27 protein-coding genes are annotated in these 24,270 nt (G+C 72.0%); 13 read left to right on the top strand and 14 right to left on the bottom strand.

The window, feature by feature from the left end; translation table 11 throughout:
• Positions 1-15: 15 nt before the first annotated feature.
• From KZC50_RS14985 to KZC50_RS14965, 5 genes are read left to right on the top strand one after another with little or no spacing between them, the layout of a single operon-like run.
• Complete coding sequence (locus KZC50_RS14985) at positions 16-1,365, top strand: hemolysin family protein (protein ID WP_310892172.1); 1,350 nt, start codon at positions 16-18, stop codon at positions 1,363-1,365.
• Positions 1,362-2,420, top strand: coding sequence for a hemolysin family protein (locus KZC50_RS14980; RefSeq protein WP_053547682.1), 1,059 nt, complete (start codon positions 1,362-1,364; stop codon positions 2,418-2,420). Before KZC50_RS14985 ends, KZC50_RS14980 begins: the two co-directional genes overlap by 4 nt.
• A gap of 6 nt (positions 2,421-2,426) precedes the next feature.
• Complete coding sequence (locus tag KZC50_RS14975; protein ID WP_310892171.1) at positions 2,427-3,284, top strand: ADP-dependent NAD(P)H-hydrate dehydratase; 858 nt, start codon at positions 2,427-2,429, stop codon at positions 3,282-3,284.
• A 37-nt stretch (positions 3,285-3,321) separates the two neighbouring features.
• A complete protein-coding gene (locus tag KZC50_RS14970; protein WP_310892170.1) occupies positions 3,322-4,557 on the top strand; it encodes a glycosyltransferase 87 family protein in 1,236 nt (411 codons plus the stop codon).
• The gene (locus KZC50_RS14965; protein ID WP_236968308.1) at positions 4,554-4,859 is read left to right on the top strand and encodes a thiamine-binding protein; all 306 of its coding nucleotides are present in this window, start codon (positions 4,554-4,556) and stop codon (positions 4,857-4,859) included. Before KZC50_RS14970 ends, KZC50_RS14965 begins: the two co-directional genes overlap by 4 nt.
• Positions 4,860-4,868: 9 nt before the next feature.
• Here the strand turns inward: KZC50_RS14965 and metX are convergent, their stop codons facing one another.
• Positions 4,869-6,074 (bottom strand): homoserine O-acetyltransferase MetX, encoded by a 1,206-nt coding sequence (gene metX, locus KZC50_RS14960; protein WP_310892169.1) that lies wholly within the window; start codon positions 6,072-6,074, stop codon positions 4,869-4,871.
• 102 nt (positions 6,075-6,176) lie between these two features.
• On the opposite strand from metX, the gene KZC50_RS14955 reads away from it, so the two are divergent.
• The gene (locus tag KZC50_RS14955) at positions 6,177-6,875 is read left to right on the top strand and encodes an SDR family NAD(P)-dependent oxidoreductase (protein ID WP_310892168.1); all 699 of its coding nucleotides are present in this window, start codon (positions 6,177-6,179) and stop codon (positions 6,873-6,875) included.
• Between the two features lie 10 nt (positions 6,876-6,885).
• Positions 6,886-7,422: a hypothetical protein gene (locus KZC50_RS14950; protein ID WP_310892167.1), complete on the top strand. Its 537-nt coding sequence runs from the start codon at positions 6,886-6,888 to the stop codon at positions 7,420-7,422.
• A gap of 75 nt (positions 7,423-7,497) precedes the next feature.
• Here KZC50_RS14950 and KZC50_RS14945 read toward each other — a convergent pair whose 3' ends face one another.
• Positions 7,498-8,820, bottom strand: a complete 1,323-nt coding sequence (locus KZC50_RS14945) for a bifunctional o-acetylhomoserine/o-acetylserine sulfhydrylase (RefSeq protein WP_301132584.1) — start codon at positions 8,818-8,820, stop codon at positions 7,498-7,500.
• Between the two features lie 151 nt (positions 8,821-8,971).
• On the opposite strand from KZC50_RS14945, the gene KZC50_RS14940 reads away from it, so the two are divergent.
• Positions 8,972-9,751, top strand: a complete 780-nt coding sequence (locus KZC50_RS14940) for an SDR family oxidoreductase (RefSeq protein WP_301132586.1) — start codon at positions 8,972-8,974, stop codon at positions 9,749-9,751.
• 35 nt (positions 9,752-9,786) lie between these two features.
• Here the strand turns inward: KZC50_RS14940 and KZC50_RS14935 are convergent, their stop codons facing one another.
• Positions 9,787-11,262 (bottom strand): MFS transporter, encoded by a 1,476-nt coding sequence (locus tag KZC50_RS14935; RefSeq protein WP_310892166.1) that lies wholly within the window; start codon positions 11,260-11,262, stop codon positions 9,787-9,789.
• A gap of 73 nt (positions 11,263-11,335) precedes the next feature.
• On the opposite strand from KZC50_RS14935, the gene KZC50_RS14930 reads away from it, so the two are divergent.
• Both KZC50_RS14930 and KZC50_RS14925 read left to right on the top strand, forming a co-directional pair.
• Entirely contained in the window at positions 11,336-12,106 is a 771-nt protein-coding gene (locus KZC50_RS14930) for a uracil-DNA glycosylase (protein WP_310892165.1), read from the top strand.
• Positions 12,107-12,115: 9 nt separating this feature from the next.
• On the top strand, positions 12,116-12,727 hold the full coding sequence (locus KZC50_RS14925) for a GNAT family N-acetyltransferase (RefSeq protein WP_310892164.1): 612 nt from the start codon (positions 12,116-12,118) through the stop codon (positions 12,725-12,727).
• Between the two features lie 3 nt (positions 12,728-12,730).
• On the opposite strand, the gene KZC50_RS14920 is transcribed toward KZC50_RS14925, so the two are convergent.
• The 8 genes from KZC50_RS14920 to KZC50_RS14885 all read right to left on the bottom strand — a co-directional run bounded on the left by KZC50_RS14920 (position 12,731) and on the right by KZC50_RS14885 (position 20,215).
• Positions 12,731-13,072 carry a protealysin inhibitor emfourin gene (locus KZC50_RS14920; RefSeq protein WP_310892163.1) on the bottom strand — a complete coding sequence of 114 codons (342 nt, stop codon included), beginning with the start codon at positions 13,070-13,072 and terminating at the stop codon, positions 12,731-12,733.
• Positions 13,053-14,120: a M4 family metallopeptidase gene (locus KZC50_RS14915; RefSeq protein WP_310892162.1), complete on the bottom strand. Its 1,068-nt coding sequence runs from the start codon at positions 14,118-14,120 to the stop codon at positions 13,053-13,055. Before KZC50_RS14915 ends, KZC50_RS14920 begins: the two co-directional genes overlap by 20 nt.
• A 9-nt stretch (positions 14,121-14,129) precedes the next feature.
• Positions 14,130-14,981, bottom strand: a complete 852-nt coding sequence (locus tag KZC50_RS14910) for an ABC transporter ATP-binding protein (protein ID WP_310892161.1) — start codon at positions 14,979-14,981, stop codon at positions 14,130-14,132.
• Positions 14,978-15,799 carry an ABC transporter ATP-binding protein gene (locus tag KZC50_RS14905; protein ID WP_310892160.1) on the bottom strand — a complete coding sequence of 274 codons (822 nt, stop codon included), beginning with the start codon at positions 15,797-15,799 and terminating at the stop codon, positions 14,978-14,980. The genes KZC50_RS14910 and KZC50_RS14905 overlap by 4 nt, the downstream gene beginning before the upstream one ends.
• Complete coding sequence (locus tag KZC50_RS14900; protein WP_310892159.1) at positions 15,796-16,728, bottom strand: ABC transporter permease; 933 nt, start codon at positions 16,726-16,728, stop codon at positions 15,796-15,798. The genes KZC50_RS14905 and KZC50_RS14900 overlap by 4 nt, the downstream gene beginning before the upstream one ends.
• Positions 16,725-17,675 (bottom strand): ABC transporter permease, encoded by a 951-nt coding sequence (locus tag KZC50_RS14895; protein ID WP_236968319.1) that lies wholly within the window; start codon positions 17,673-17,675, stop codon positions 16,725-16,727. The genes KZC50_RS14900 and KZC50_RS14895 overlap by 4 nt, the downstream gene beginning before the upstream one ends.
• Positions 17,672-19,183 carry an ABC transporter substrate-binding protein gene (locus KZC50_RS14890; protein WP_310892158.1) on the bottom strand — a complete coding sequence of 504 codons (1,512 nt, stop codon included), beginning with the start codon at positions 19,181-19,183 and terminating at the stop codon, positions 17,672-17,674. Before KZC50_RS14890 ends, KZC50_RS14895 begins: the two co-directional genes overlap by 4 nt.
• 87 nt (positions 19,184-19,270) lie before the next feature.
• Complete coding sequence (locus KZC50_RS14885) at positions 19,271-20,215, bottom strand: alpha/beta fold hydrolase (protein ID WP_236968321.1); 945 nt, start codon at positions 20,213-20,215, stop codon at positions 19,271-19,273.
• A gap of 51 nt (positions 20,216-20,266) precedes the next feature.
• Here KZC50_RS14885 and KZC50_RS14880 point away from each other — a divergent pair, with 51 nt between their 5' ends.
• The 3 genes from KZC50_RS14880 to KZC50_RS14870 all read left to right on the top strand — a co-directional run bounded on the left by KZC50_RS14880 (position 20,267) and on the right by KZC50_RS14870 (position 22,083).
• Complete coding sequence (locus KZC50_RS14880) at positions 20,267-20,776, top strand: carboxymuconolactone decarboxylase family protein (protein WP_301132600.1); 510 nt, start codon at positions 20,267-20,269, stop codon at positions 20,774-20,776.
• Positions 20,773-21,501 carry a tyrosine-protein phosphatase gene (locus KZC50_RS14875; RefSeq protein ID WP_231717959.1) on the top strand — a complete coding sequence of 243 codons (729 nt, stop codon included), beginning with the start codon at positions 20,773-20,775 and terminating at the stop codon, positions 21,499-21,501. The genes KZC50_RS14880 and KZC50_RS14875 overlap by 4 nt, the downstream gene beginning before the upstream one ends.
• A 120-nt stretch (positions 21,502-21,621) precedes the next feature.
• Complete coding sequence (locus KZC50_RS14870) at positions 21,622-22,083, top strand: SIP domain-containing protein (RefSeq protein ID WP_236968324.1); 462 nt, start codon at positions 21,622-21,624, stop codon at positions 22,081-22,083.
• Between the two features lie 63 nt (positions 22,084-22,146).
• On the opposite strand, the gene KZC50_RS14865 is transcribed toward KZC50_RS14870, so the two are convergent.
• The 3 genes from KZC50_RS14865 to KZC50_RS14855 all read right to left on the bottom strand — a co-directional run bounded on the left by KZC50_RS14865 (position 22,147) and on the right by KZC50_RS14855 (position 24,264).
• Positions 22,147-22,614 carry a Fe-S oxidoreductase gene (locus tag KZC50_RS14865; RefSeq protein ID WP_301132602.1) on the bottom strand — a complete coding sequence of 156 codons (468 nt, stop codon included), beginning with the start codon at positions 22,612-22,614 and terminating at the stop codon, positions 22,147-22,149.
• Positions 22,611-23,426 carry an arginase family protein gene (locus tag KZC50_RS14860; protein WP_310892157.1) on the bottom strand — a complete coding sequence of 272 codons (816 nt, stop codon included), beginning with the start codon at positions 23,424-23,426 and terminating at the stop codon, positions 22,611-22,613. The genes KZC50_RS14865 and KZC50_RS14860 overlap by 4 nt, the downstream gene beginning before the upstream one ends.
• A gap of 88 nt (positions 23,427-23,514) precedes the next feature.
• A complete protein-coding gene (locus tag KZC50_RS14855) occupies positions 23,515-24,264 on the bottom strand; it encodes a PspA/IM30 family protein (protein ID WP_292705527.1) in 750 nt (249 codons plus the stop codon).
• Positions 24,265-24,270 lie beyond the last annotated feature (6 nt).

The following is a 24,270-nucleotide window of genomic DNA, read 5'->3' as shown; positions in this document are numbered from 1 at the left end:
GGGAGGTGACGTGTGATGGATTACGTCATGTTGGGCGTGGGGCTGCTGCTCACCATCGGGACAGGACTGTTCGTCGCCAGCGAATTCGCGCTGGTCAACCTCGACCGCGCCGACCTCGAAGCCCGCCGCGAGGCGGGGGAGACCCGGCTGTCGCTGACCATCAGCGCGCTGCGGATCACCTCGACGCATCTCTCGAGCGCACAGCTGGGCATCACCCTGACCACGCTCCTCACCGGTTACACGATGGAGCCGGCCATCTCCAACCTTCTGCGCCCGGTCTTCACCGCGTGGGGGATGCCGGAGGCACTCGTCTCGCCCGTCGCGGTGGTCGTGGCCATCAGCGTCGCCACGATCTTCTCGATGATCATCGGCGAGCTCGTCCCGAAGAACTTCGCCCTCGCGGTGCCGCGTCAGACCGCCAAACTCGTCATCCCCTTCCAGGTCGCGTTCACGACCGTGTTCCGTCCCGCGATCCGGATGCTGAACGGCAGCGCCAACGGCGTGCTCCGCGCCCTGGGTGTGGAGCCGAAGGAAGAGCTGTCGGGTGCACGCACCGCCGAAGAGCTGTCCAGCCTCGTGCGCCGCTCGGCCAGCGCCGGCGTCCTGGAGAAGGACACCGCGTCGCTCCTGGACCGCAGTCTCCGCTTCTCGCGGCTGACCGCTGCCGACGTGATGACCCCGCGCCCGAGCATCCACGCCGTGGCGGCCGGCGACTCCGCGGAGGATGTCGTCCAGCTCGCCCGCCGGACCGGACACAGCCGCTTCCCGGTCTACGACGACTCGATGGACGACATCACCGGCATCGTGCACCTCAAGGCGGCGATCGGCGTCCCGCGCGATCGGCGCGCCGACGTGCCCGCCGCGGCGCTGTCGACCGAGCCGCTGCGCGTCCCCGAAGCGGTGCACCTCGACGCCCTGGTCGCCGAGCTCCGCGCCCGCGGCTACCAGATGGCCGTCGTCGTCGACGAGTACGGGGGAACGGCGGGCGTCGTCACGCTCGAGGACCTCGTCGAGGAGATCGTCGGCGAGGTCCGGGACGAACACGACCGTCGCCGTGCGGGCGTCGTCCGCAGCGGCGATTCGATCCTCCTCCCCGGTGACCTCCGACCCGACGAGGTGCGCGACCGCACCGGCATCCTGATCCCCGAGGGCGAGGTCTACGACACCGTGGGCGGCTACATCATGAGCGTGCTGGAGCGCATCCCCGCCGTCGGCGATCGGGTCTCGATCGACGACGGACAGCTGGAAGTCCACCGGATGGACGGACGCCGCGTGGACCGGGTCCGGTTCACGCCTTCGCCGGTTCCCCTCGCCGCGCCCGGCAGTCCGCGCGCGGCCGAGTCGAAGGCGGGTGAGCGTCGATGAACGATTGGGCGGGACTCGCCTGGCTGGTCGTGCTGCTCGCGGCCAACGCCTTCTTCGTCGGCGCCGAGTTCGCCGTCATCTCCGCGCGGCGCTCCCAGATCGAGCCGCTCGCGGAGAAGGGCTCGCGCGCGGCGAAGACCGCGCTGTACGCCATGGAGCACGCGACGCTGATGCTCGCGACCAGTCAGCTCGGCATCACGATCTGCTCGCTGCTGATCCTGAACGTGTCCGAGCCCGCGATCCACCATCTCCTCGCCGAGCCGCTCGGTCTCACGGGCCTGCCGGAGGCGCTCGTGGACACCATCGGGTTCGTCGTGGCTCTGCTCATCGTGTCCTACCTGCACGTCGTCTTCGGTGAGATGGTTCCGAAGAACCTCGCCTTCAGCGTCCCCGATCGCGCCGTGCTGATGCTCGCACCCCCGCTCGTGTGGGTGTCGAAGCTGTTCCACCCGGTCATCGTCACGCTGAACTGGATCGCGAACCACATCGTGCGCCTGGCGAAGGTCGAACCGAAGGACGAGGCCGCGTCGACGTTCACCCTGGAAGAGGTCGCCACGATCGTCAACCAGTCCCGCATCGAGGGCGTCCTCGACGACGCCGCGGGCACGGTGGCGGCGGTGATGGAGTTCACCGACAAGAAAGCCGCCGACATCGCCGTGCCGATGAGCGATCTGGTGACCCTCCCGCAGCGGACGACCCCGGTCGAGATCGAGCGGGCCGTCGCGAAGCACGGCTTCTCGCGTTACGTGATCATCGACGACGACGGCCTCCCCGTCGGATACGTCCACCTGAAGGACGTGCTGCGCGCGGCGGAGGATCCGGACCTGGTCGCCGACGTCGCCCGGCCCATTCCGAGCAAGCGGATCCACCACATGGTGCCGGTGCTGGAGACGACCGATCTCGAGGATGCCCTGGCGGTCATGCGCCGTGCGGGACGCCACCTCGCGCAGGTCCGCGACGCCGACGGCGCCACCACGGCGGTGCTCTTCCTCGAGGACGTGATCGAGGAGCTCATCGGCGAGGTTCAGGATGCCACGCGGCGGGGAGTGCGGTGACCTGACATGACTGACCGGAACGGGCACACGGTTCCGCTGTGGACCGAATCGGACGTCCGGGCGCACGTGCGCGCGCCCCGCTCCGACGACGACAAGTACCGTCGCGGAGTCGTAGGGATGCGCACCGGCGCCGACGCGTATCCGGGCGCCGCGGTCCTCGGGGTCGAGGCCGCGTGGCGGTCGGGCGCGGGCATGGTCCGGTACGCCGGGCCGCGCCGTGCGGAAGACCTCGTCCTCGCGCGACGGCCCGAGACGGTCACCGCTGTCGGTCGCGTGCAGGCGTGGGTGCTCGGGTCAGGAACGGATGCCGCAACCCGGACGCCCGAGGAGACCTCGGTCCTCCGCGACATCCTCGCCGGGGACGTCGCGGTCGTCGTCGACGCGGGCGCGCTGGACCTCGCACCGGAGGGCTCGGCGCCGCGCATCCTGACGCCGCACGCGCGAGAGCACGATCGGCTGCGCGCTGCGCTCGGACTCGCCGCCGCGGACGCCGATCGCGGGGCATCCGTCGTCGAGACCGCGCGCGCCGTCGGCGCGGTGGTGCTGCTGAAGGGCGCCCGCACCCTCGTGGCGGACCCGGACGGCACGCTCGTCGCCGTCGAAGCGGGCACGCCGTGGCTCGCGACCGCGGGGACGGGCGATGTGCTCGCGGGCATCATCGGCGCCCTCGTGGCCGCCGCGGCGGCCGATCAGCCCCGGCTCGACCCGCGCCGGCTGGCGGGACTCGCCGCGACCGGCGCGTGGTTGCACGGTCACGCCGCCCGCCGTGCCTCGACCGAGCGCGCGGGCGGTCCGATCACGGCGCTGGACGTGGCGGATGCCGTCCCCGCGGTCATCGGCGCGGTTCTCGCCCCCGTTGCGTAGCATCGGCCGGATGCCCGCCGCTCCCTAGGATGGGACCGTGTCGAGGCGGGCGGCGTTGTGGTGCGGGTTCGCCCTCGTCCACGCCCTCGCGATCGTCCTCGGTCTCGTCGACGGACGCGCGGCCTCCTGGGACGTCGATCAGCTCTACCGCTGGTGGGCCGGCACGACGATCAGGGGCGACGCGATCCCCGGGCTCACGATGGAGTGGATCTATCCGCCCCTCGCGCTGGTCCCCATCGTCTTGGCCGGGTTCCTCGGTGCCGCCGTCGACTACACCCTCGCGTGGGGCCTGCTCGTCACGGCGGCGGATGCGGTGGCCTTCGGCATCCTGATCGGAGCGGCGCGGTCGCGCGGCCGCGTCGTCGCCGCCCTCTTCTGGCTCGCCGCGATCCTCGCCCTCGGCGGTGTCGGCATGTACCGCCTCGACGCGATCACGGTGCCGGTGGCGATCCTCGGCTGTCTCTGGCTCGTCGGACGCCCGTGGCTCGCCTCGGCGCTGTTGGCGGCGGCGACCTGGATCAAGGTCTGGCCCGCAGCGCTCCTGCTGGCCGCAGTGATCGCCGTCCGCCGGCGCGGGGCGATCATCGGCGCCGGCGCGGCGCTCAGCGCGGTCGTCGTGGCCCTCGCGCTCTCGGCGGGTGGCGCGACCCACCTCCTCGGCTTCGTCGGGGACCAGACGACCCGGGGGCTGCAGCTCGAGGCTCCGGTCAGCTCGGTCTACGTCCTGCTCGCGCTCGCCGGATCGTCCGGGGCGGCGGTGTACTACGACCCCGACATCGTCACCTTCCAGGTCACGGGCCCGAACGTCGACGTCGTCATCGCGCTCATGACGCCGCTCCTCATCCTCGTCGCCGCGGCGCTCGCCGCCGTCGGTGCCGTGAAGGTCGCGCGCGGCGCGCGCTTCGTCTCCCTCTTCCCTCCGCTCGCGCTGTCGCTGGTGCTCGCCCTCATCGCGGTGAACAAGGTCGGCTCGCCCCAGTACATGGTGTGGATCATCGCGCCGTTCGTGCTCGCGCTGGTCGTCGATCGACGGGCGTGGGCGGCGCCGGCGCTGCTCGCCCTGGTCATGACCGCGGCGACCCAGGTGCTCTTCCCGTGGGCGTACGACGCGTTGCTGGCTCTGCAGCCCGCGGCGGTCGCGCTGCTGCTGGGGCGTAACCTGCTGGAGGTGGTCCTGTTCGTCTGGATCGCGGCGCGGCTCGTCGCCGTCCCCACCGCCGTCCGCGTCCCCGCGGGCGACCCCCGACCCGCCACTCCGGAAGGATCCCCATGATCGTCGCCTTCTCCGTCGCCCCGAGCGGGACCGGCCGCGCCGACGGCTCCGTCCACGATGCCGTGGCCGCGGCGGTGCGGGTGGTGCGCGACAGCGGGCTGCCTCACCGCACCTCGTCGATGTTCACCGAGATCGAAGGCGAGTGGGATGAGGTCTTCGACGTCGTCAAGCGCGCCACCGAGGCCGTCGCGCCGTTCGGCTCGCGCGTGTCGCTGGTGCTGAAGGCCGACATCCGTCCGGGGTACACCGGAGAGCTGGACGGCAAGCTCGCCCGCCTCGAGGCGGCGATCGAAGGCTCCTGAGCCCGGTCGTCAGGCCTCCAGCAGTCGGCGCAGGTGCGCCCCGACGGATGCCGTCTCGATGAGGAATCCGTCGTGGCCGAAGTCGCTTGTCAGCACCACCGCGTGATCTCCGTCGATGGTGTGACGGATGCCGCGGGCGATGCGATGCTGCCCGTCGACGGGGAAGAGGCGGTCGCTGTCGATGCCGAGGACGAGCGTCCGCGCCGCGACCCGCTGCAGGGCCTCCTCGACCCCGCCGCGGTCGCGTCCGACATCGTGGGAGTTCATCGCCTCGACGAGGATGAGATAGGAGTTCGCGTCGAAGCGTCGCGTGAACTTGTTCCCGTGGAAGTCGAGGTAGGACTCCACGGCGAAGCGTCCGCCGTGTCCGAGCGGGCTGACCCCGGACTGCCAGGAGCGCTGGAAGCGCTGGTTCAGCTCCGTCGGTGAGCGGTAGTTCAGCAGCGCCATACGGCGCGCGAGGGCCAGGCCGCGGTGCGGACCGTCACCGTCGCCGGCGTCGTAGTACTGCCCGCCTGCGAAGCGCGGGTCGAGCCGGATCGCCCCGAGCTGGACAGAGTTCAGAGCGATCTGATCGGCGGTGTTCACCGGCGGTGCCGAGAGGACCGCGAGACGCGCGACCCGCTCAGGGAGACCGACCGCCCATTCCAGCGCGTGCATGCCGCCCATCGACCCGCCGATCACGGCGGCCCACGTCTCGATGCCGAGTGCATCGGTGAGGCGGGCCTGTGCGGCGACCTGGTCGCGGACGGTCAGGTACGGGAAGCGCGCCGCCCACTCGTAGCCGTCGGGGGCGATGCTCGCGGGGCCCGTCGATCCCTGGCATCCGCCCAGCATGTTCGGCGCCACGACGAACCACCGGTCGGTGTCGATCGGGCCGCCGGGACCGACGATGTCATCCCACCAGCCGCTGGTCGGATGCCCGGGTTCGGCAGGTCCTCGCACGTGCGAGTCGCCGGTGAGGGCGTGGAGGATCAGGATCGCGTTGTCGCGCGCCTCGTTGAGCGTCCCCCAGGTCTCGTACGCGAGACGCACAGCCGGGATCTCGTCTCCGCTCTCGGTGCGGAGCGGGCCGAGGGGTGCGAACAGACGCCGCCCGGGCGGGTCGCCGTCGCGCCACGCACCCGTCGCGGGCGGGCGACCGAGGAGCGATCGGGCGTCGGCCTCCGTCACCGGCGCGGAGGGCACCGTGTCTTCGGAGGTCTGCCAGTCCATCGCTCCATTCTCGCCCGCGCGTCGGGCGTCGGCGTTCCTGTTACGCCGGGGAACTTCCCCGCGACGACCCCGGGCCCCTGACCGGGCCGTCAGAATGTGGTCATGTCCCGCTTCCTCCTCATCGCCGCCTCCAGCGGCATCGGTCAGGCCACCGCCGAACTCCTGCGCAGTGCAGGGCACGACGTGGTCACCACCGCTCGCAACAGCGAGAAGATCACACCGGATGCCGAACTGGACGCCACCGACTTCGACGCCGTCGATCGCGTCATCGCCGAGGCCGGCGACGTCGACGGCGTCGCGTGCTTCGCCGGGTCGATGCTCCTCAAGCCCGCTCATCTGACCTCGCGCGCGCAGTACGACGACATCGTGGCGGCGTCGCTCACGACCGCCTTCGCCACGGTCCGCGCGGCGGGACGTCACCTTCGAGGCGGTGGCTCCGTCGTCCTGGTGTCCTCCGCCGCCGCGATGGCGGGACTGTCCAACCATGACGCCATCGCCGCCGCGAAGGCCGGGGTCATCGGACTCACCCTGTCGGCCGCGGCGAGCTACGCGGCGCAGAACCTGCGCATCAACGCCGTCGCCCCGGGGCTCACCCAGACGCCGCTGACGGCCGGACTCACGGCGAGCGAGCAGTCGCGGAAGGTGTCCGAGGCGATGCACGCTCTCGGCCGGCTGGGCGAGCCGGAGGACGTCGCGCGCGCCGTGGTGTTCCTCCTCGATCCGGCGAACCACTGGATCACCGGCCAGGTCCTGGGCGTCGACGGCGGCCTCGGACACGTGCGGCCGAAGATGCGCGCGTAAGCTCTCGCCCATGGACGATGCGCGCCGCCGCTCCCGCAGCCGGCTGCCCGATCGCGAGTCCGAGCCGGCCACGTACTCGGCCTACCTCCGTGAGCGGATCTACGCGTCCTTCACGGGACTCGCCATCGTCCTGGTCGTGTCCGGCTCGGACCATCCCGAGCCCGAGCACGCGTTCCTCGCCCTCCTCCTGGGAGTCGTCGGGATCACCGTCGCGGGGTTCGTGTCGGAGGTCATCTCCACCATGCTCACCGAGCAGACGGCTCCGCACCGCGCGGAGTGGCGCCATATGCTCCGCGTCGCCGGGGGAGGGTTCGCGACGGTCGTGACGCCGGCCGTCCTCCTCGCCCTCGCCTGGATCGGGGTGCTCGATCTCGGCTTCGCCCTCGACCTCGCCGCGTTCGGATACATCGCCACCCTCGCCGTGATCGGCTGGCTCGCCGTCCGGCGTTCCCGCCTGACCGTGCCCGCACGCCTGGGTGTCTTCGCGCTGCTCCTCGGTCTCGGCCTGCTCGTGATCGCGCTGCAGACGCTCGCGAAGTCCGTCTGATCGCGACGGCCCCCGACACGACGGATGCCCCGGACCTGAGGCCCGGGGCATCCGTCGTGTGCGCGGCGTCCTGCGTCAGGCGCGTGCGGCCTCCGACACGCGACGCGCGGCGGCGAGGGCCTGGTCGAGGTCGGCCTTCAGGTCGTCGATGTTCTCCAGACCCACCGACAGGCGCACGAGGCCCGGTGTGACGCCCGCGGTGAGCTGCTGCTCGGGAGTCAGCTGCGAGTGCGTGGTGGATGCCGGGTGGATGACCAGTGAGCGCACGTCGCCGATGTTGGCGAGGTGGCTGAACAGGGACAGGGAATTGACGAACTCGCGACCGGCTTCGACACCGCCCTTGAGCTCGAACGACAGCACCGCACCGACGCCCTTCGGCGCGTAGGTGTTCGCCGCGGCGTACCACGGGGAGGTGGGCAGGCCCGAGTAGTTCACCGAGGCGACGTCGTCACGACCCTCGAGCCACTCGGCGATCTCCTGGGCGTTCTGCACGTGGCGCTCGATGCGCAGTGACAACGTCTCGATCCCCTGGATGAGCAGCCACGCCGACTGCGGCGAGATGGCCGCGCCGAGGTCGCGGAGCAGCTGCACGCGGGCCTTGATGATGTACGCGAGGGGGTCGCCGACGGCGGCGGTGTAGCTGGCGCCGTGGTACGAGGGGTCGGGGACCGTGAGGCCGGGGAACCGGTCGACGTTCTGCGACCACGGGAAGCTGCCGCCGTCGACGATGACGCCGCCGATGACCGTGCCGTGCCCGCCGAGGAACTTCGTCGCCGAGTGGATGACGATGTCGGCGCCGTGCTCGAACGGCTTGATGAGGTAGGGCGTCGCGATGGTGTTGTCGACGATCAGCGGCACACCCGCCTCGTGGGCGACGTCGGCGACGGTGCGGATGTCGAGCACGTTGATCTTCGGGTTGCCGATGGTCTCGGCGAAGAACAGCTTGGTGTTCGGGCGGACGGCCGCGCGCCACTCCTCGGGGTCGTCCTGGTTCTCCACGAACGTCGTCTCGATGCCGAGCTTGGCGAGGGTGTACTTGAAGAGGTTGTAGGTGCCGCCGTAGATCGAGCTCGACGAGACGATGTGATCGCCGGCCTCGGCGATGTTCAGCACCGCGAAGGTCTCCGCCGCCTGGCCGCTCGCGACCAGCAGCGCTCCGGTCCCGCCCTCCAGCGCCGCCAGACGCTGCTCCACGACATCCTGCGTCGGGTTCTGGATGCGGGTGTAGATGTTGCCGAACTCGGCCAGGGCGAAGAGGTTCGCGGCGTGGTCGGCGTTGTCGAAGACGTACGAGGTCGTCTGGTAGATCGGGGTCGCACGAGCCTTCGTCACCGGGTCGGGCTGCGCGCCCGAGTGGATCTGCTTGGTCTCGAAACGCCAGTTCTCGGGTGCGGACATGGCTTGCTCCTGCAGGGTCTGGGCGCCGGGGCGGACGCACCCGGTCGTTACCGACAGTAGGGAACGGATGCCGCGGCGACAACGATCGGGAAATGTGACGTAACGAACCGGCCTCCCGGCCGCGCCGTCCGCGATGGGTAGCGTGGAGGCCATGACGATCAGACGTGCGGTGGTGACCGGAGCGAGCTCGGGGATCGGTGAGGCGACGGCGCGGGCCCTGCGCACCGCCGGATGGGACGTGGTCGGCGTCGCGCGCCGCGCGGAGCGCCTGCGTCGCCTGGAAGAGGAGATCGGCATCCGTGCGTACGCCGCGGATCTGACCTCGGCAGCCGACGTCGACGCTCTCGTCGGCTGGCTCGCCGAGACCGGGCGCGTCGACGCGCTCGTGCACGTCGCCGGTGGTGCGCGCGGGGCGGATCGCGTCGAGGACGGAGCCGCCGAGGATTGGCAGTGGATGTTCGAGGTGAACGTGCTCTCCGCCCAGCGCCTCGTCGCCGGCCTGCTGCCGCAGCTGCGCGCCGCGGCGGATGAGAGGGGTCACGCCGACACCGTCTTCGTCACCTCGACCGCCGCGCAGACGGCGTACGTCGGTGGAGCCGGCTACAACGCGGCGAAGGCGGGGGAGGCGATGCTCGTGCATGCGCTCCGTCTGGAGCTGAACGGCGAGCCGATCCGGGTCGTGGAGGTCGCCCCGGGCATGGTGCAGACCGAGGAGTTCACCCTGAACCGCCTGCGCGGCGACGCGCAGAGCGCCGAGCGCGTCTACGAGGGCGTGGAGGCGCCGCTCACGGCGACCGATGTCGCCGACGTGATCGCCTACGCGCTCGCCGCGCCCGCCCACGTGAACCTGGACCTCGTGACGATGCGCCCCGTCGCGCAGTCGGCGCAGCATCTTCTGGCTCGCGGGCCGCTCCGCCCGCGCACGGCGTAGCCCCTGCCCGCCGGGCGGCGCTCACGCGCTCCCGATCACGCGCTCGCGGTGACCTCGGCGGAGACCTCATCGGCGAACGCGACGCGGGGGACGAAGACGAGCAGCACCGCGGCGAGGAATCCGCCCGCGGCGCAGATGGACCACACCGCCATGTAACCGCCGAGGGACGCCGCGGTCTCGCTCGCGACGATCCCCGCCCCGGCGGCGAGGACGACGCCGAAGACGGCGGATGCGAACGTGCCGCCGATGGTCTTGGTCGTGTTGGTCAGCGCCGATGCGACGCCCGTCTGGCCCTGGGGTGCCGCGGCGGCGGCCGCGGCGGGCATCGCCCCGACGAGGGCGCCTGAGCCGAGCCCGGCGATCGCGAGGTTGAGCAGGACCTGCCAGAGCTCCTGATGGAACGGCAGGAAGAGTGTGTACCCGATGCCGACCAGCGCGGCGGAGCCGATGAGGATCAGGCGCGGACTCGCCCGCCGGGAGGTCACGGCGAACAGCACGGCTCCGACGATGAGGGAGACCAGGTACACGCCGATGACGTTCGACCGCCCGGTCGCGTCCAGGCCCAGCCCGTATCCGAGCGCCGGATCGGTCCCGGCGTAGGTCGACAGCGGTCCCTGGGCGCCGAGGAGGCTGATCCCGACGAGGAAGGCGGTGGCCTGGACCGGCCACATCTCCGGCCGGCGGAGGACGCGGATGTCGATCGCCGGGTCGTCCTGTCGCAGCTCGAAGCGCACGAACACCACGAGCATCGCGATGCCGAGCGCCAGCAGGATCCACACGACCGGAGAGCCCGCGCCGTTCAGTCGCAGGAACGTCAGCGCGCTGGTGAGGAGGAGCAGGGCGAGGGTGAGGATGACGAACCCCCACGTGTCCAGTCGTCGACCCCGCACGGGCTCGGACTCGGGGACGGCGACGGCGATGACGACGCACGTGAGGGTGACCGCGATCGCCGGGATGGTGAGGGTGAGCGCCAGGTCGCCGCCGGTCGCGGCGAAGATGCGTCCCGCGGCGAGCGCCCCGATGATCGCGCCGGCCTGGAGCCCCACCACGAGGAGCCCCGCGGCGCGGCGGGTCAACGAGACGCCGCGGTTCTGCCGGCGTCCGCGTTCGAAGATGAGCGCGATCTCGAGCGGCAGCCACACCACGTAGAAGCCCTGGAGGGCCCACGCGATGAGGAACGACCAGAAGTCGCCCGCGAAAGCGAGCCACCAGCTGGCTCCGGCGGTGAGGATCGCCGAGACGAGCAGGATCTTCTTGTGCCCGTACATGTCGCCGAGCTTGGCGAGGATGGGCACCACGATCGCCGACAGCAGCAGCTGTGCCGCCTCGAACCAGTTCACGTCGGCGTCGGTGACCCCGAGACGGATCACGATGTCGCTGAAGAGGGGGACGTAGAACCCCTGCAGGATGCCGCTGGTGACCTCGACGAGGACGAACCAGCCGATGAGGCCGGCGGTGATGCCGAGCGCGGAGCCGCGCAGGCGGTCGGCGGCGGCGGAGGCGCGGGACACGCGCTGAGGATAACACCGCGGCTCGCTCTAGGCTGGGTCCCCGCGCGCGCACAGCCGCGAGGAAGGACGGGTCGTGGGACACGACGAATCGACGACGGGGGATGCCGCCCTCGAGCCCCGGGATCTCGCAGGACTCGCCGCGGACGGCCTCATCGATCCCGGGTGGGCGGAGGCGCTGGCGCCCGTCGCCGACGACATCGCCGCGCTCGGCGACCGCCTCCGCGCGGAGACCGCGGCCGGCCGGGGGTACCTCCCCGCGGGCCGCGACGTGCTGCGCGCATTCGCGGCCCCGTTGTCCGAGGTGAAGGTGCTCATCGTCGGGCAGGACCCGTACCCGACACCGGGGCATCCGATCGGACTCTCCTTCGCCGTGGACGCCGCCGTCCGCCCGCTGCCGCGGAGTCTCGGCAACATCTCGCGCGAACTCGTCGACGATCTGGGGGCCGAGCCCCTGCCGCACGGCGACCTGTCGGCGTGGAGCGCGCAGGGCGTCATGCTGCTCAACCGCGTGCTGACGGTCGCACCGGGTGCGCCGGGCTCGCACCGCGGGTGGGGGTGGGAGAACGTCACGGACTGCGCGATCCGCGCGCTGGTCGCGCGCGATCGCCCGCTCGTCGCGATCCTGTGGGGGAAGGATGCCGCTTCCCTCCGTCCGCTCCTGGGGGAGACCGCGATCATCGCCTCCGCGCATCCGTCACCGCTGTCCGCCCGGCGCGGATTCTTCGGCTCCCGGCCGTTCTCCCGAGCCAATGCGCTCCTCGAGGAGCAGGGCGCGTCGCCGGTGGAGTGGCGGATCCCGACCCCGGATCCCGCAGCCGACGCCGGTCCCGCCGGCGCCGCGTAGGCTTTCGCCATGCTCGAGGAGGAATACGACCGCGATCGCCGCCGTCTGCCCTGGCACCTGCGCCGCCGCCCCGCCCCGGAGCCGGCCTTCTCGTACGTCATCCGTCCGGTCGAAGACCGCGATGTCCCCGACATCCGCGAGATCTACAACTACTACGTCACCAACTCGGTGGTGACGTTCGACGAGAAGAAGTGGTCGCTCGCGCAATGGCGAGACAAGGTCGCGCACCTGCGCAAGCTCGACCTGCCGTTCATCGTCGCGCAGTCGCCCTCCGGCCAGATCCTCGGCTATGCCCTGGTGGCGCCGTGGTCGGGCAAGTCCTCGTACCGCTACACGGTGGAGAACTCGATCTACCTGGGCCAGGCCGCCACCGGGAAAGGACTCGGACGAGCCCTGCTGGAGGCGCTCATCGAGGCCTGCGAGGAGCAGGGGATCCGCGAGATCGTCGCCGTCATCAGCGACAAGGGCGCGGAGGGCTCGGTCGCCCTCCACGAGAAGCTCGGCTTCACCGAGGTGGGCCGCATGGGCCGCGTCGGCTTCAAGTTCGGCCGGTGGCTCGGGACGATCTATCTGCAGAAGTCGCTGAGCCCGAAGAAGAAGCGCAAGCTCTTCGGGCGCTGAGGATCAGGGGCGCTCCGCGGCGGACTGAACCGCCCGGACCACCTCCAGCCACGGACCGACGAGCGCCGACTCCGGAAGGCGGGCCGTCCGTTCGGGCGGCGCCTCGCCGGGGAACGACGCCCGGATCCGCCACACGAACCGGTCGGCCCCCGCCGTCTCCTCCGGTGCGTCCTCCCACGGACAGCGCGCGAGGAGCGCGTCCCACCGGGGCCGATCGTCGGCGACGGCGACGGCGTGCCATCGACGGCGGATGCCCGCCATCCCGCCGGATCGCGTCACCTCGACCTCGAGCGCGCCCGCCTCTGCGCGTTCGGCGTCGGTCGGTTCAGGGGACGGGTCGTTCATCGCTGTCGACGCCGACCTCCGCCCACGCGGCCCGGACGGCGCGTGCCTCCTCGGACTGCCCACCGTACTCCCTGACGGCGGTGCGCACGGTGGCGGCCGCGAACGCCGCAAAGTCGGCGTCCGTGGGGAGCTCCCGCGCCGCGAGCGTGCGGTACCAGATCCGCCCGGCACGCTCCCACGCGAATCCGCCGAGGGTGAGGGCGACGAGGTGGAACGCCCGATTGGGGATGCCGGAGTTGATGTGCACGCCGCCGTTGTCGTCGTCGGTGACGACGAAGTCGCGCATGTGCGCCGGCTGGGGGTCGCGACCGAGGACGTCGTCGTCGTAGGCCGTGCCGGGTGCGGCGAGGGAGCGGAGCGCACGCCCCTGGACCGCGGCGGTGAAGATGCCCTCCCCGATCAGCCAGGACGCTTCGGCGGCGGTCTGCCCGCGCAGATGCTGTTCGGCGAGGGCCCCGATGACATCCGCGAACGACTCGTTCAGCGCGCCGGACTGCCCCCGGTAGTCGAGACCTCCCTCGGCGTCGATCACCCCGTGGGCGAGTTCGTGGGCGATGACCGAGAGCGAGCGGGTGAATCCGGTGAACACCTCGCCGTCGCCGTCGCCGAAGACCATGCGCTCGCCGTTCCAGAAGGCGTTGTCGTAGTCGACGCCGTAGTGGACGGTGGCGGGGAGTTCGTCGCCGCGCCCGCTCAGGCCGTCGCGCGCGAACGCATCCCACAGCAGGTCGTACGTGGCGCCGAGACCGTCGAAGGCCTCGTCGACGGCGGTGTCGGAGGTCGCCGGGTCGTCCTCGCGTCGGACGAGACGGCCGGGGAGACGCTCGCGGTTCTCGGTGTCGGAGATCGCGCGGTCCGGGCCCGGCGCGGTCTCGGCCACGAGGGCGCCGTCGGCGTCGATCGACAGGCGCAGTCGGGTGCGTCCCGGGCGGTACTCGCGCACCACCGCCAGCGTCGCCCGCGCGGCGTGGGCGGCGTGGGCGAAGCGCTCGGGCGGCGCCGCGGCGAGGCGGGCCAGGAGGTACGGGGGAACGATCGCGGCGACCATGGACCGACCTTAGTCGCGGCGGCCGACATCCTCTCGGTCGCGCGCAGCGCCGTCGGGGGCCGGCGGGAGCACGGGAGCCGCCGCGAGGAGCTCGCGCGTGTACGGATGCCGCGGGCGTTCGAGGACGTCGGCGGTGCGTCCGCGCTCGACGATACGCCCGTCCTTCATGACGGCGATCTCGTCGCACACGTGGGCCACGACGCCGATGTCGTGCGAGACGAGGACGAGGGTCAGATCCTCCTCCGTCCGCAGCCGCGCCAGCAGATCGATGATGCGCGCCCGCACGCTCACGTCCAGCGCGGACAGCGGCTCGTCGGCGAGGAGGAGGCGCGGGCGGTGCACGATCGCCCGTGCGAGTGCGATGCGCTGACGCTGGCCGCCGGAGAATTCGTGGGGGAAGCGCTCGGCCGCCTCGGCATCCAGACCTACGCGGAGGAGGACCTCCTCGACCCGGGCGCGGTGGTCGCCCGGCGCGCCCAGCGCCCACAGCGGCTCGCCTACGATCCGGCCGACGCTCATGCGGGGATCGAGGGAGGCGTAGGGGTCTTGGAAGACGATGCCGGTGAGCGCGCGGAGCCAGTGGAGCGACCGGGCCGACCCCGCAGCATCCACCGGACGCCCGTCGACCTCGACGGTGCCGGACGTCGGGGCGTCGAGGGCGGCGAGGAGCCGCACCAGTGTGGACTTGCCGGATCCGGACTCGCCGATGATGCCGAGGGAGGATTCCGCGCGGATGTCCAGGTCGACGTCGTGGAGTGCCGTGGTGACCGGGCGCGGGCCGAACGGCCGCTCCCGAGCGCCGGCATAGGTGCGGGTCAGGGCCCGGGCGCGTACCAGGGGCGATGCGGAGACGGGGGTCATCGCCGCTCCTCGCCCTGCGGTGTCTCGGACGGTGTCTGCGTCTGCGGCGACCAGGACGTCGCCCGGGCATCGCGGAGGAGTCCCCGCGTGATCTCCGAGGCGGGGGCGGTGAGGAGGGCCTGCACCGGCGCGTCCTCCACCACGCGTCCTCGGTGCAGGACGACGCCGCGCGTGGCGACCAGCGACAGGACGGCGAGGTCGTGCGTGATGAACAGCAGCCCGCGTCCCTCGTCCTCGACGAGGTCGCGCAGGAGCGTCAGGATGCCGGCCTGCACCGTGACGTCCAGGGCCGTGGTCGGCTCGTCGGCGATGATGAGGCGCGGTGCGCAGGAGAGGGCGGCCGCGAGGGCGACCCGCTGACGCTGACCGCCGGAGAGCTGGTGCGGGTAGCGGCGGACGATCCGGGCGGGGTCGGGGAGCGCCATCCGCTCCGCGAGCTCGATCGCGCGCGACGCGGCGTCCGCGCGCGACATCCCGGTGTGGATGCGCAGCGACTCGGTCATCTGCCGCCCCACTCGCCGGACGGGGTTCAGCGCCGTCTGCGGCTCCTGGAACACCATGCCGATCTCACGACCGCGGATGCGGGCGAGCGTGCGGTCGTCGAGGTCGCGGAGATCGCGATCGTCCCAGAGGATCCGACCGCCGACGGTCGCGCCGTCCGGCAGCAGTCCCAGGATCGCAAGGGCCGTGAGTGACTTCCCCGATCCCGACTCGCCGATGAGGCCCACCCGTGCACCGTCGGGCACGGTGAAGGACACGCCGTCCACGACCCGGCGTCCGCCGATGTCGATCGTCAGGTCCTGCACGGAGAGGCTCATGCCACCACCTCCGGCATGTGGGTCCGCGCGGCGCGGGCGGCGCCCCGTGCGGTGCGCAGCGTCGGGTCCGTCGCCTCGCGGAGGCCGTCGCCGAGGAGGTTCAGGCCCAGCACGGTGCCGGTGATGGCCAGCCCCGGCCACAGCACCGACAGCGGGTAGACCGTGAGGTACTGCTGGAGCTCGGCGAGGAGGAGCCCCCACGACGGGTCGGTGACGGGCGCACCGAACCCGAGGTACGACAGTCCCGCCTCGGCGAGGACGGCGACGGCCATGCCCCACGACAGCTGGACGATGAACACCGGGGCGACGTGGGGGAGGAGGTGGCGCGCGAGGTTCTGGACGGGCGTCAGGCCCGCCGCTTTCCCCGCCAGCACCACGTCGCTGTGGAGGACGCGGCGCAGCTCCGGCCGGGTGACACGGGCGATGTTGACCCCGAACCCGATGCCGACCGACCAGATGACCACGGCGAGGGATCCTCCCCAGACCGCGGAGATCATCATCGCGATGAGGAGCACGGGGAACGCGATGAGGATGTCGATCAGCACCGCCACGGACTCCCGGACGACCCGGGTCGTGAGCGCGCCGAGCGCGGCGAGGACGAGGCCGAGCGCCGTCGCGATCAGGCCCGCGCCGACAGCGACGAAGATCGTCGTGCGGGCTCCCGCCATCAGCAGGCTCAGGATGTCGCGCCCCGACCCGTCCGTCCCGAGCGGGTGGTCCAGACCCGGCGCGCTCCACCGCGCGGCGAGGTCCACCTGTTGCGGGTCGAACGGCGTCCAGACGGCGGCGACGAGAGCGGTGAGGGTGACGGCGGCGACCACGAGCAGTCCGAAGCGTCCCGTTCCGAGCGCCCACAGGCGCCCGAGCCAGCCCCAGCGGCGCGCGCGGAGGCGGGCACGGCGCTGTCGGCGGAGCACGGCGCGGCTCATGCGGTCTCCCGCTGACGAGGATCGAGGGCGCGGTGCGTGAGGTCGACGACGAAGCCGACGAGGAGGACGAAGCCGGTCAGAGCCACCAGCGCGCCCTGCACCTTGGGGAGGTCGCGGGCCGCCACGTCGGCCACGAGCATCCGGCCGATCCCGGGGAGGGTGAACAGCTGCTCGATGACGACCGCGCCGACGATGATGCCGGCGATCTGCAGACCGAGGACCGTCACCACCGAGAGCCCGACGACCGGGAGGCCGTGGCGGACGAGGGCCGCGGTGCGGGTGAGTCCGCGCGCGGCCGCGGCGCGGACGTGGTCCTGGCCGAGCGCCGAGAGCGTCGCGGACCGCACGAACCGCAGGAGCATCGCGCCTTCGATCAGTCCGATCGTCAGGGCGGGGAGGATCAGCGCCCGGAGCGCGGCCCCGGGGTCCGCCCACCCCTCGCGAGGGAAGCCCTGCGCCGGAAGCCATCCGAGCCAGACGGCGAAGACGACGACGAGCATCATGCCCGCCCAGACCACGGGGACCGCCGCAAGGGCCTGCGCGCCCACGCTCAACGCCACGCCGTCGGCCCGTGCACGTCGGACCGCCGAGACGACGCCGAGGGGGAGGCTCACGGCGAGGGCGATCAGCAGCGACAGGATGCCGAGCGGCACCGTGACGGCGGCTCGGCGCACGAGCTCCTCGCCGACGCCGGTGCCGGTCAGGAGCGAGGTGCCGAGGTCGCCGCGCAGGAGGCCTCCGAGCCACTCGAGGTACTGGAGCGGCAGGGGGCGGTCCAGGCCCAGCCGGGCGCGGATGGCCTCCTGCTGCTCCGGGGTCGACCCGGTGCCGGCGATGAGCTGGGCGACGTCGCCGGGAAGCACCCGCAGGGTGAGGAAGATGACCGCGCTGGCGACGAACAGCCCGAGCAGGAGCAGGGCTGTGCGCGTCAGGGCGTATCGGATCACCCGTCGCTCTTGGTGAGGGCGGTCAGGTTCATCCGCTCGTTGACGTTGGTGGTCGGCATCCCGTCGATCCCGGTGCCGACGGCCACGACCGAGGCGCCGTTGTAGAGCCAGTCGGCCGCCGCGTCCTCGGAGACGATGCGCGCCGCCTCCGCGAGGAGGTCTTCGACCTCGGCGGGGTCGGTCGCCGCCAGGGCGTCGGCGTAGAGCTCCTGGACCTCTGCGTTGTCGTAGGTGAAGTAGTAGTCGGGGTTCGCCCAGTTCTCGAAGTCCCGCGCCTCGGTGTGGAGCACGAAACTCAGGTCGTAGTCGCGGTTGACGTAGACGTCGTTGAGCCACGTCGAGAAGTCGACCGACTCCACACGCAGCTCGATGCCGACCTCGTTGAGGTTCGACACGAGCACCTGGGGGATGGTGGTCGGGTAGAAGTTCGGGATCGTCAGGGTCAGCTCGAGATCTTCCGCGTCGGCGGCGATGAGGAGCTCACGGGCCGCCTCCGGGTCGTAGGGGGCGAGGTCCGACAGGTCCTCGTAGCCGGGGTCCAGCTCCGGGATCGGGCCGTACTGCGTCTCTCCCGCGCCGAGCGCGGTGACGAACGCCTGGTGGTCGATCGCCTGACGGATCGCCTGGCGCACGCGCTGGTCCGCCAGCGGCGATCCGGCCTGCTGGTTGAACGCGAGCGTCGCCTTGTCGGTGGACGGCCCGATCTCGAGGGCGAAGGTGCCCTCCGCCTCGATCTGCGGCGCGAGGTTCGCGTCGAACCCGGTGACGACGTCCACCTCGCCGGCGAGGGCGGCGTTCAGTGCGGACTGGTTGTCGGGGATGTAGTCGAAGACGACCTCGGCGACGCCGGCCGGCTCGCCCCAGTAGTCGGCGTTCCGCGTGAGCACGATGCTGTCGCCGCGGAGCCAGGACTCCAGGGCGAAGGGACCGGTCCCGTTCGCGGCGGTCTTGTAGTCGACGTCGGTCTGCTCGTCGAGGATGATGCCCGCGCGACCGGAAAGGTTCCACAGCAGCGAGGAGTCGGGCTCGGCGAGGGTGAGGGTGATCTCCTGGCCGTCGGCGGTGATCTCCTGCACTCCGGCGAGCCGGGCGGAGTCGCGCCATTCGGCGTCGCCGCGGCGCGTCGTCAACGACCACACCACGTCTTCCGGGGTGAGCTCCTGCCCGTTGTGGAACAGGATGCCCTCGCGCAGGGTGAACGTGTAGGTGAGGCCGTCGGGCGAGATCTCCCAGTCGCTCGCGAGCGCGGGAACGATCTCCTGCTCGGGCGTGCGTGCCACGAGTCCCTGGTAGACGTTGTCGACGAGGACCTGGTCGAGGGCGGCGCCGGCGGTCAGACGGATGTCGAGATTGCTCGGCTCGAGCACGAGGCGGATGGCGACCGACGCGTTCGGATCGGGGGTGCCCGTCGACGTCGGGGCGGGCGCCGGGGGGACGGTGCAGGCGCTGAGGGCCAGGGCGCCGACGAGGGTCATCGTCGATGCGGCCAGGGTGGTGCGGCGGAGCATGCCCGTCCTTTCAGGGGGCCGTGTCATCCGGACACGACGGGACCGAGGGGGCGCGGGCCGCTCGGGTGCAGACCGCGATAGACCAGCCTAGATGCTCTGAACGAGGGCGGCGAGGGTCCGCGGCTGATCCTCCTGCACGTTGTGACCGGCATCCATCCGCACGATCCGGGCGGCCGGGAGGTGCGCACGGAACTGCTGCTCGTCGTCGTCGGTGAGGAATCCCCGTTCGGCGCGCACGAGGGTGATCGGCGCGGTGACGGCGGCGAGGTCCTCCCATCCCGTCGTTCCGAGCACCGCCGCGACGGCGTCGGTGCGCTCGGCGCGAGGGCTGTCGGAGAGACCGCCGGCGTCGGCGGCGTCGTGGGCGAGGCGGGCGAAGTGGTGCTTCCACTCCACGCGGCCGTCGGGGCGGATCCGGGTGTTGAAGAAGACGCCGCGCGCGACCTTCTCACGCGCCCCGCCGCCCAGGCCGAACGCGAGCGCCCGGTCGACGACCTCGTCTCGGCTGGCCCAGTCCGTCGGGCCGGCGAAGAAGGCGCGCAGCTGGGCGGCGCCGCCGTTCGGATCGATGCCGGGGGTGATGTCGACGACGACGAGGTCGCGCACGAGGTCGGGAGCGGATGCCGCGACGGCCGCCGCGGTGAGGCCGCCGAGCGAGTGCCCGACCAGCACCTGGGGGCCGTCGGTCCACGCGCGGATCCCCGCCGCGACGTCCGGAGCGAGGACCCGGGCGACGTACGCGGCGTCGTCCCGCCAGGATGAGTCGCCGTGGCCGGGGAGGTCGATCGCGAGCGCGGGGAGCCCGAGCGCGAGGATCGTGGTGTCCCAGGTGTGGGCGTTCAGACCCGCCCCGTGGAGGAAGGTGATCGCGGGACCCGTCGTCGCGGTGACAGGGGTGTACCGCAGCGCGCTCAGCGTCCGGCCATCGGCGAGGGCCAGCGACAGGCGTTCGGCGCGGGGGAGCGGACCGGTCGCGCCGGCGTCCGAGGCCTGCGCGGGGAGGAAGGAGAACTCGTTCTCGGGCTCGGTCATCCGCCCATTCTGTCCCGTCGAGGCCCCACCGCGCGTGGGTAGGCTGACGGCATGAGTCCGGAATCGCGCGTGCATCTGTCCCGCTCGGCCCCCGCGGCCTACAAGGCGCTCGCCGCGTTCTCCACGACCGTGGGGTCGCTCGCGGCGTCGAGTGCGATCGAGCCGCGGCTGAGCGAGATCGTGCAGATCCACACGTCGCAGATCAACGGGTGCGCGTTCTGCGTCCGCGTCCACGTCGACCGCGCGGCGAAGATCGGCCTCGGCGCCGACGTCATCGCCCAGATTCCGGTGTGGCGGGAGTCGGGGGTCTTCACCGACCGCGAGCGCGCGGGACTGGAGCTGGCGGAGGCGTACGCCCGCATCCACGACGGAGGGGTGTCCGACGAGCTGTACGACCGGGTCGGCGGGATCCTCAGCGAGGACGAGTACGTCGCGCTCAGCTGGATCCTTGTGGCCATCAACGCCTTCAACCGGGTCGCGATCGCGGGGCGATACGCGGTGCCGCCGCGCGAAGATCTCCAGGGAGAGGATCGCGACGCCGCCGCGGGGTCCGCGTGGTGAGCGGGGAACCGGTCGACCTCGCCGCGGTCGCGGGGTCGATGAACCTGCGCGACGTCGGCGGACTCCGCGCAGGCGGCGGGATCACGCGGGAGCGGACGCTCTACCGGTCCGGGACGCTGGCGCACCTCGCCGACGACGGTGTCGCGGCGCTGTCCCGGCTGTCGCTCCGCCGCGTCGTCGATCTGCGTGATGCGGCGGAGGTCGACGCGAACCCCAGTCGGCTTCCGGCGGCGGTGCCGGTGGAGCGCGTGCCGCTGTTCCTCGGATCAGTGACGTCGTTCTTCGCCGAGGACATCGGGCTGGAGGAGATGTACCGGCGGATCGTCGACGACTCATCCGACGCGGTGGTCCGGGCGGTGCGTGCCGTGGTCGTCGATCAGCCGGTGCTCGTGCACTGCACGGTCGGGAAGGACCGCACCGGTGTGACGGTCGCCGTCGCCCTGTCGGCGGCCGGTGTCGACCGCGACGAGGTGGTTGCGGATTACGCGCGCACCGCGGCGCTCCTCCCCGTTGAGCGGACGCGCGCCGTCATCGACTGGCTGCGCGCGCAGCATCCGGGGTCGACGAACCTCGAACAGCTCGTGGCGGGGTCGCCCGCCGACGTCATGGAACGGCTGCTCGGTCGCATCGACGCCGAGTACGGATCCGCGCGCGACTATCTGCTCGCGCACGGACTGAGCGACGACGAAGTCGTCGAACTCGGTCGGGTGCTCGTCGCCCGCTGACCCGATCGCGCCGACCCCTGCGACGGCTCACGACGGCAAGGCTGCTGATCCGGGATCGGCGTCGTGGAAATCCCCGAGTGAGGTAAGGCAACCCTTCATCGGGGTTATGCTGGACGCATCATGTCGCACAGCACCGAGCACTCCGCCGCCGCGTGCCGGGCTTCCCGTCACACGCGCGTGCAGCACCTCATCACCGCCGACGAGTCGTCGCTGGTCGAGCTCGAGACGCTGCTGTCCACGCTCCCCCTGTGCTCCACGGGCCGCGTGTTCATCGAGGTGTCCGACGCGTCGCACGTCTTCGCGCTCCGCGCCCCGGCACGCATGACGGTCACGTGGCTCGACCGCTCCCGTCGCTCGGGCGCCCCGGGCTCCGCCCGCGCCTGCACGCCGGGCCTCGCCCTGGCTCGCGCGGTCGGTGCATGGGCCGACGAGATGCTCTGCGCCGACGACGACCAGACCCGCATCCACCTGCTCGGCGGTTACCTGGGTACCGCGGACATCGTCGACCACCTCACCGACCTCGGCATCCCGGCCGAGCGCGTCCACGCGCCCGAGCGCTTCGGACTCACCGCCCGCCGCTGACCCGCGGCAACCGACGCGGGCCACCGACCCGGCGCCGCCGATCTCGACCCGGTGTCATCGCGTTCAGCGCGCGACCGGCTCCATCCGCGTCGTCCCGCGGCGGCGGGGCAGATACCGCCCGTCCTCCAACCCCGCCTCGATCTCGAAGCGGTTGCGCAGAGGGTCGCGCCCTGCGAGGGCGTAGAGGAGCGGCATCAGGAAGCCGTACCGCTGCCACTGGCGCTTGTGCACCGCTTCGTGGCGCAGCAGCCGATCGTCGATCGCGCCGCTCCCGGTGAGGAAGCATCCGCCCACACACACGCCGCCGCGCGGGAAGGTCCAGCGCGGCATACCGCGGAACACCCACAGCCCGCCGCGGCGCTGCACCCGACCTGTGCTCCAGAGCGTCCCCCACACCCAGCCGACGGTGCAGCCGTACAGGTAGCCGAGCCGGCTGATCGGCGAATCCAGTAGCACGGGCGGGATCCAGCGGTCGATCCGACGCCCGGTGGCGAGGGCGTGCGCGGCGGCGGCCGCCTGCGCGGTGTTCACGCGAGCGCTCCGACGATCCGCAGCAGCGGGCCGAGGTCATCGGTTGCGACCGCTGCCGAGGCGGGGGAGTAGCCGCTCAGCGACGCACCGACGAGCGGAACCCTCTCCCGCGCGCCGGCGACGGCGGCGGTGAGCTCCGTCACACTCGGGCCGAACGGCACCGGACGCACCATCCCGGTGACCGCGGACGGGTCGAGGGCGGCGACGTCCACGTGCACGTAGAGCCCGTCGGCGTCCATACCCGACAGCGCGGCGAGGAGCCCGTCGGTGTCGCCCGGGATCATGAACGAGAGGATGCCGAGCGCCGCCGCCACCGTTTCCTCCGCCGTGTCCGCGGCCCGCGCCGCCGCCAGCAGCACCCGCTCGGGAGCGACGGTGCCGGGGGCGAGGCCGAGTCCGGCATCCGTGCGCCCGAGCACCGCGCCGAGCGCCATGGTCTCGAACGCGCCGCTGGGCGACGACGACGGATCGTGGAGCGCCGGATGCGCGGCGACCCACAGCACCGCGAGCCGCGAGCACCGCGCGGCGGCGTGCGCGATCGCGGCCGGGGCGACGCCGGCGTCACCGCCGACGGTGAGGACCGGCTCTGCGGACAGCTCCAGGGCCGCGTCGAGCTGCGCACGGATGCGGCGGAGCGAGCTCGCCCGCAGCACCCCGGTGTCGAGCGCCTCCCCGGCCTCCATGGGCACGTCGACGACGACGGTGCGCGGCCGCGGAAGATCCCCCGCGAGGGCCTCCGCGCCGTCGATCAGCTGCATCGCGCGCGACGACGCGCTGCCCTGCCACTGGGGGACGACGATGAACCGCGTCATCGGCGGTCTCCTTCCGCTCGCTCCGACATCGCACCCGGAATGCGCCGTGGGGCGCCGATCGCGATGATCGACGCCCCACGGCCACGGGTCACGGGGTGGTGGGCGCGTTGATCGCGGCGGGGGCGGTTCCGCCGGACTTCAGCATCGCCAGGCGCGCCTCGACCTCGGTCAGCTCGCCGACATCCTCCAGCGCCGTGAACTGCGCGTCGAGGCTCGACGCGGCCAGCTCCTGCTTGCCCTGAGCAAGGGCCTCCTGGCGGCGGACCTTGTCTTCGAACCGGCCGAGCTCGCTCGTCGGGTCGAGGACGTCGATCGACTTGACCGCGTCGTGGACCTTGTTCTGCGCTTCGGCGACCTTGGCCCGCGAGAGCAGCTCGCTGCGCTTGGAGCGCAGCTGGTCGAGCTTCTGCTTCATGCCGTTGAGGCCGTCCTTGAGCTTGTCGACGACCTCGGTCTGCGCGGCGATGGTGGGGGCGATCGACTTCGCCTCGTTCTCCTCGCTGATCTGACGCTGCAGCGCGATCTTGGCGAGGTTGTCGAACTTGTCGGCGTCGACGGTGTTGCCCTGTCCGCGCAGTTCGTCTGCCTTGCGGCTGGCGGCGAGGGCCTTGTTGCCCCACTCGGCCGCGGCCTGGACGTCCTCCTGGTGGTCGCGCTCGAGGAGGCGCAGGTTGCCGATCGTCTCGGCGATGGCGGCCTCGGCGTCGGCGATGGAGTTGGTGTAGTCGCGCACGAGCTGGTCGAGCATCTTCTGCGGGTCCTCGGCGGAGTCGAGAAGCGCGTTGATGTTGGCCTTCATGAGGGTCGAGATGCGACCGAAGATGGATTGCTTGGCCATGGTGTT

The organism is Microbacterium aurantiacum (genome assembly GCF_031625015.1).
GTDB lineage: Bacteria > Actinomycetota > Actinomycetes > Actinomycetales > Microbacteriaceae > Microbacterium > Microbacterium aurantiacum.
The sequence above is the reverse complement of the archived record's forward strand: the minus strand, read 5'-3'. Positions and strand labels throughout refer to the sequence as shown.

Excerpts from the sequence above, each read along its gene's own strand:
- KZC50_RS14985 (WP_310892172.1), top strand. The coding sequence starts at position 16 with ATGGATTACGTCATGTTGGGCGTGGGGCTGCTGCTCACCATCGGGACA.
- KZC50_RS14980 (WP_053547682.1), top strand. The coding sequence starts at position 1,362 with ATGAACGATTGGGCGGGACTCGCCTGGCTGGTCGTGCTGCTCGCGGCC.
- KZC50_RS14975 (WP_310892171.1), top strand. The coding sequence starts at position 2,427 with ATGACTGACCGGAACGGGCACACGGTTCCGCTGTGGACCGAATCGGAC.
- KZC50_RS14965 (WP_236968308.1), top strand. The coding sequence starts at position 4,554 with ATGATCGTCGCCTTCTCCGTCGCCCCGAGCGGGACCGGCCGCGCCGAC.
- metX (WP_310892169.1), bottom strand. The coding sequence starts at position 6,074 with ATGGACTGGCAGACCTCCGAAGACACGGTGCCCTCCGCGCCGGTGACG.
- KZC50_RS14955 (WP_310892168.1), top strand. The coding sequence starts at position 6,177 with ATGTCCCGCTTCCTCCTCATCGCCGCCTCCAGCGGCATCGGTCAGGCC.
- KZC50_RS14950 (WP_310892167.1), top strand. The coding sequence starts at position 6,886 with ATGGACGATGCGCGCCGCCGCTCCCGCAGCCGGCTGCCCGATCGCGAG.
- KZC50_RS14945 (WP_301132584.1), bottom strand. The coding sequence starts at position 8,820 with ATGTCCGCACCCGAGAACTGGCGTTTCGAGACCAAGCAGATCCACTCG.
- KZC50_RS14940 (WP_301132586.1), top strand. The coding sequence starts at position 8,972 with ATGACGATCAGACGTGCGGTGGTGACCGGAGCGAGCTCGGGGATCGGT.
- KZC50_RS14925 (WP_310892164.1), top strand. The coding sequence starts at position 12,116 with ATGCTCGAGGAGGAATACGACCGCGATCGCCGCCGTCTGCCCTGGCAC.
- KZC50_RS14920 (WP_310892163.1), bottom strand. The coding sequence starts at position 13,072 with ATGAACGACCCGTCCCCTGAACCGACCGACGCCGAACGCGCAGAGGCG.
- KZC50_RS14915 (WP_310892162.1), bottom strand. The coding sequence starts at position 14,120 with ATGGTCGCCGCGATCGTTCCCCCGTACCTCCTGGCCCGCCTCGCCGCG.
- KZC50_RS14910 (WP_310892161.1), bottom strand. The coding sequence starts at position 14,981 with ATGACCCCCGTCTCCGCATCGCCCCTGGTACGCGCCCGGGCCCTGACC.
- KZC50_RS14905 (WP_310892160.1), bottom strand. The coding sequence starts at position 15,799 with ATGAGCCTCTCCGTGCAGGACCTGACGATCGACATCGGCGGACGCCGG.
- KZC50_RS14900 (WP_310892159.1), bottom strand. The coding sequence starts at position 16,728 with ATGAGCCGCGCCGTGCTCCGCCGACAGCGCCGTGCCCGCCTCCGCGCG.
- KZC50_RS14890 (WP_310892158.1), bottom strand. The coding sequence starts at position 19,183 with ATGCTCCGCCGCACCACCCTGGCCGCATCGACGATGACCCTCGTCGGC.
- KZC50_RS14885 (WP_236968321.1), bottom strand. The coding sequence starts at position 20,215 with ATGACCGAGCCCGAGAACGAGTTCTCCTTCCTCCCCGCGCAGGCCTCG.
- KZC50_RS14880 (WP_301132600.1), top strand. The coding sequence starts at position 20,267 with ATGAGTCCGGAATCGCGCGTGCATCTGTCCCGCTCGGCCCCCGCGGCC.
- KZC50_RS14870 (WP_236968324.1), top strand. The coding sequence starts at position 21,622 with ATGTCGCACAGCACCGAGCACTCCGCCGCCGCGTGCCGGGCTTCCCGT.
- KZC50_RS14860 (WP_310892157.1), bottom strand. The coding sequence starts at position 23,426 with ATGACGCGGTTCATCGTCGTCCCCCAGTGGCAGGGCAGCGCGTCGTCG.
- KZC50_RS14855 (WP_292705527.1), bottom strand. The coding sequence starts at position 24,264 with ATGGCCAAGCAATCCATCTTCGGTCGCATCTCGACCCTCATGAAGGCC.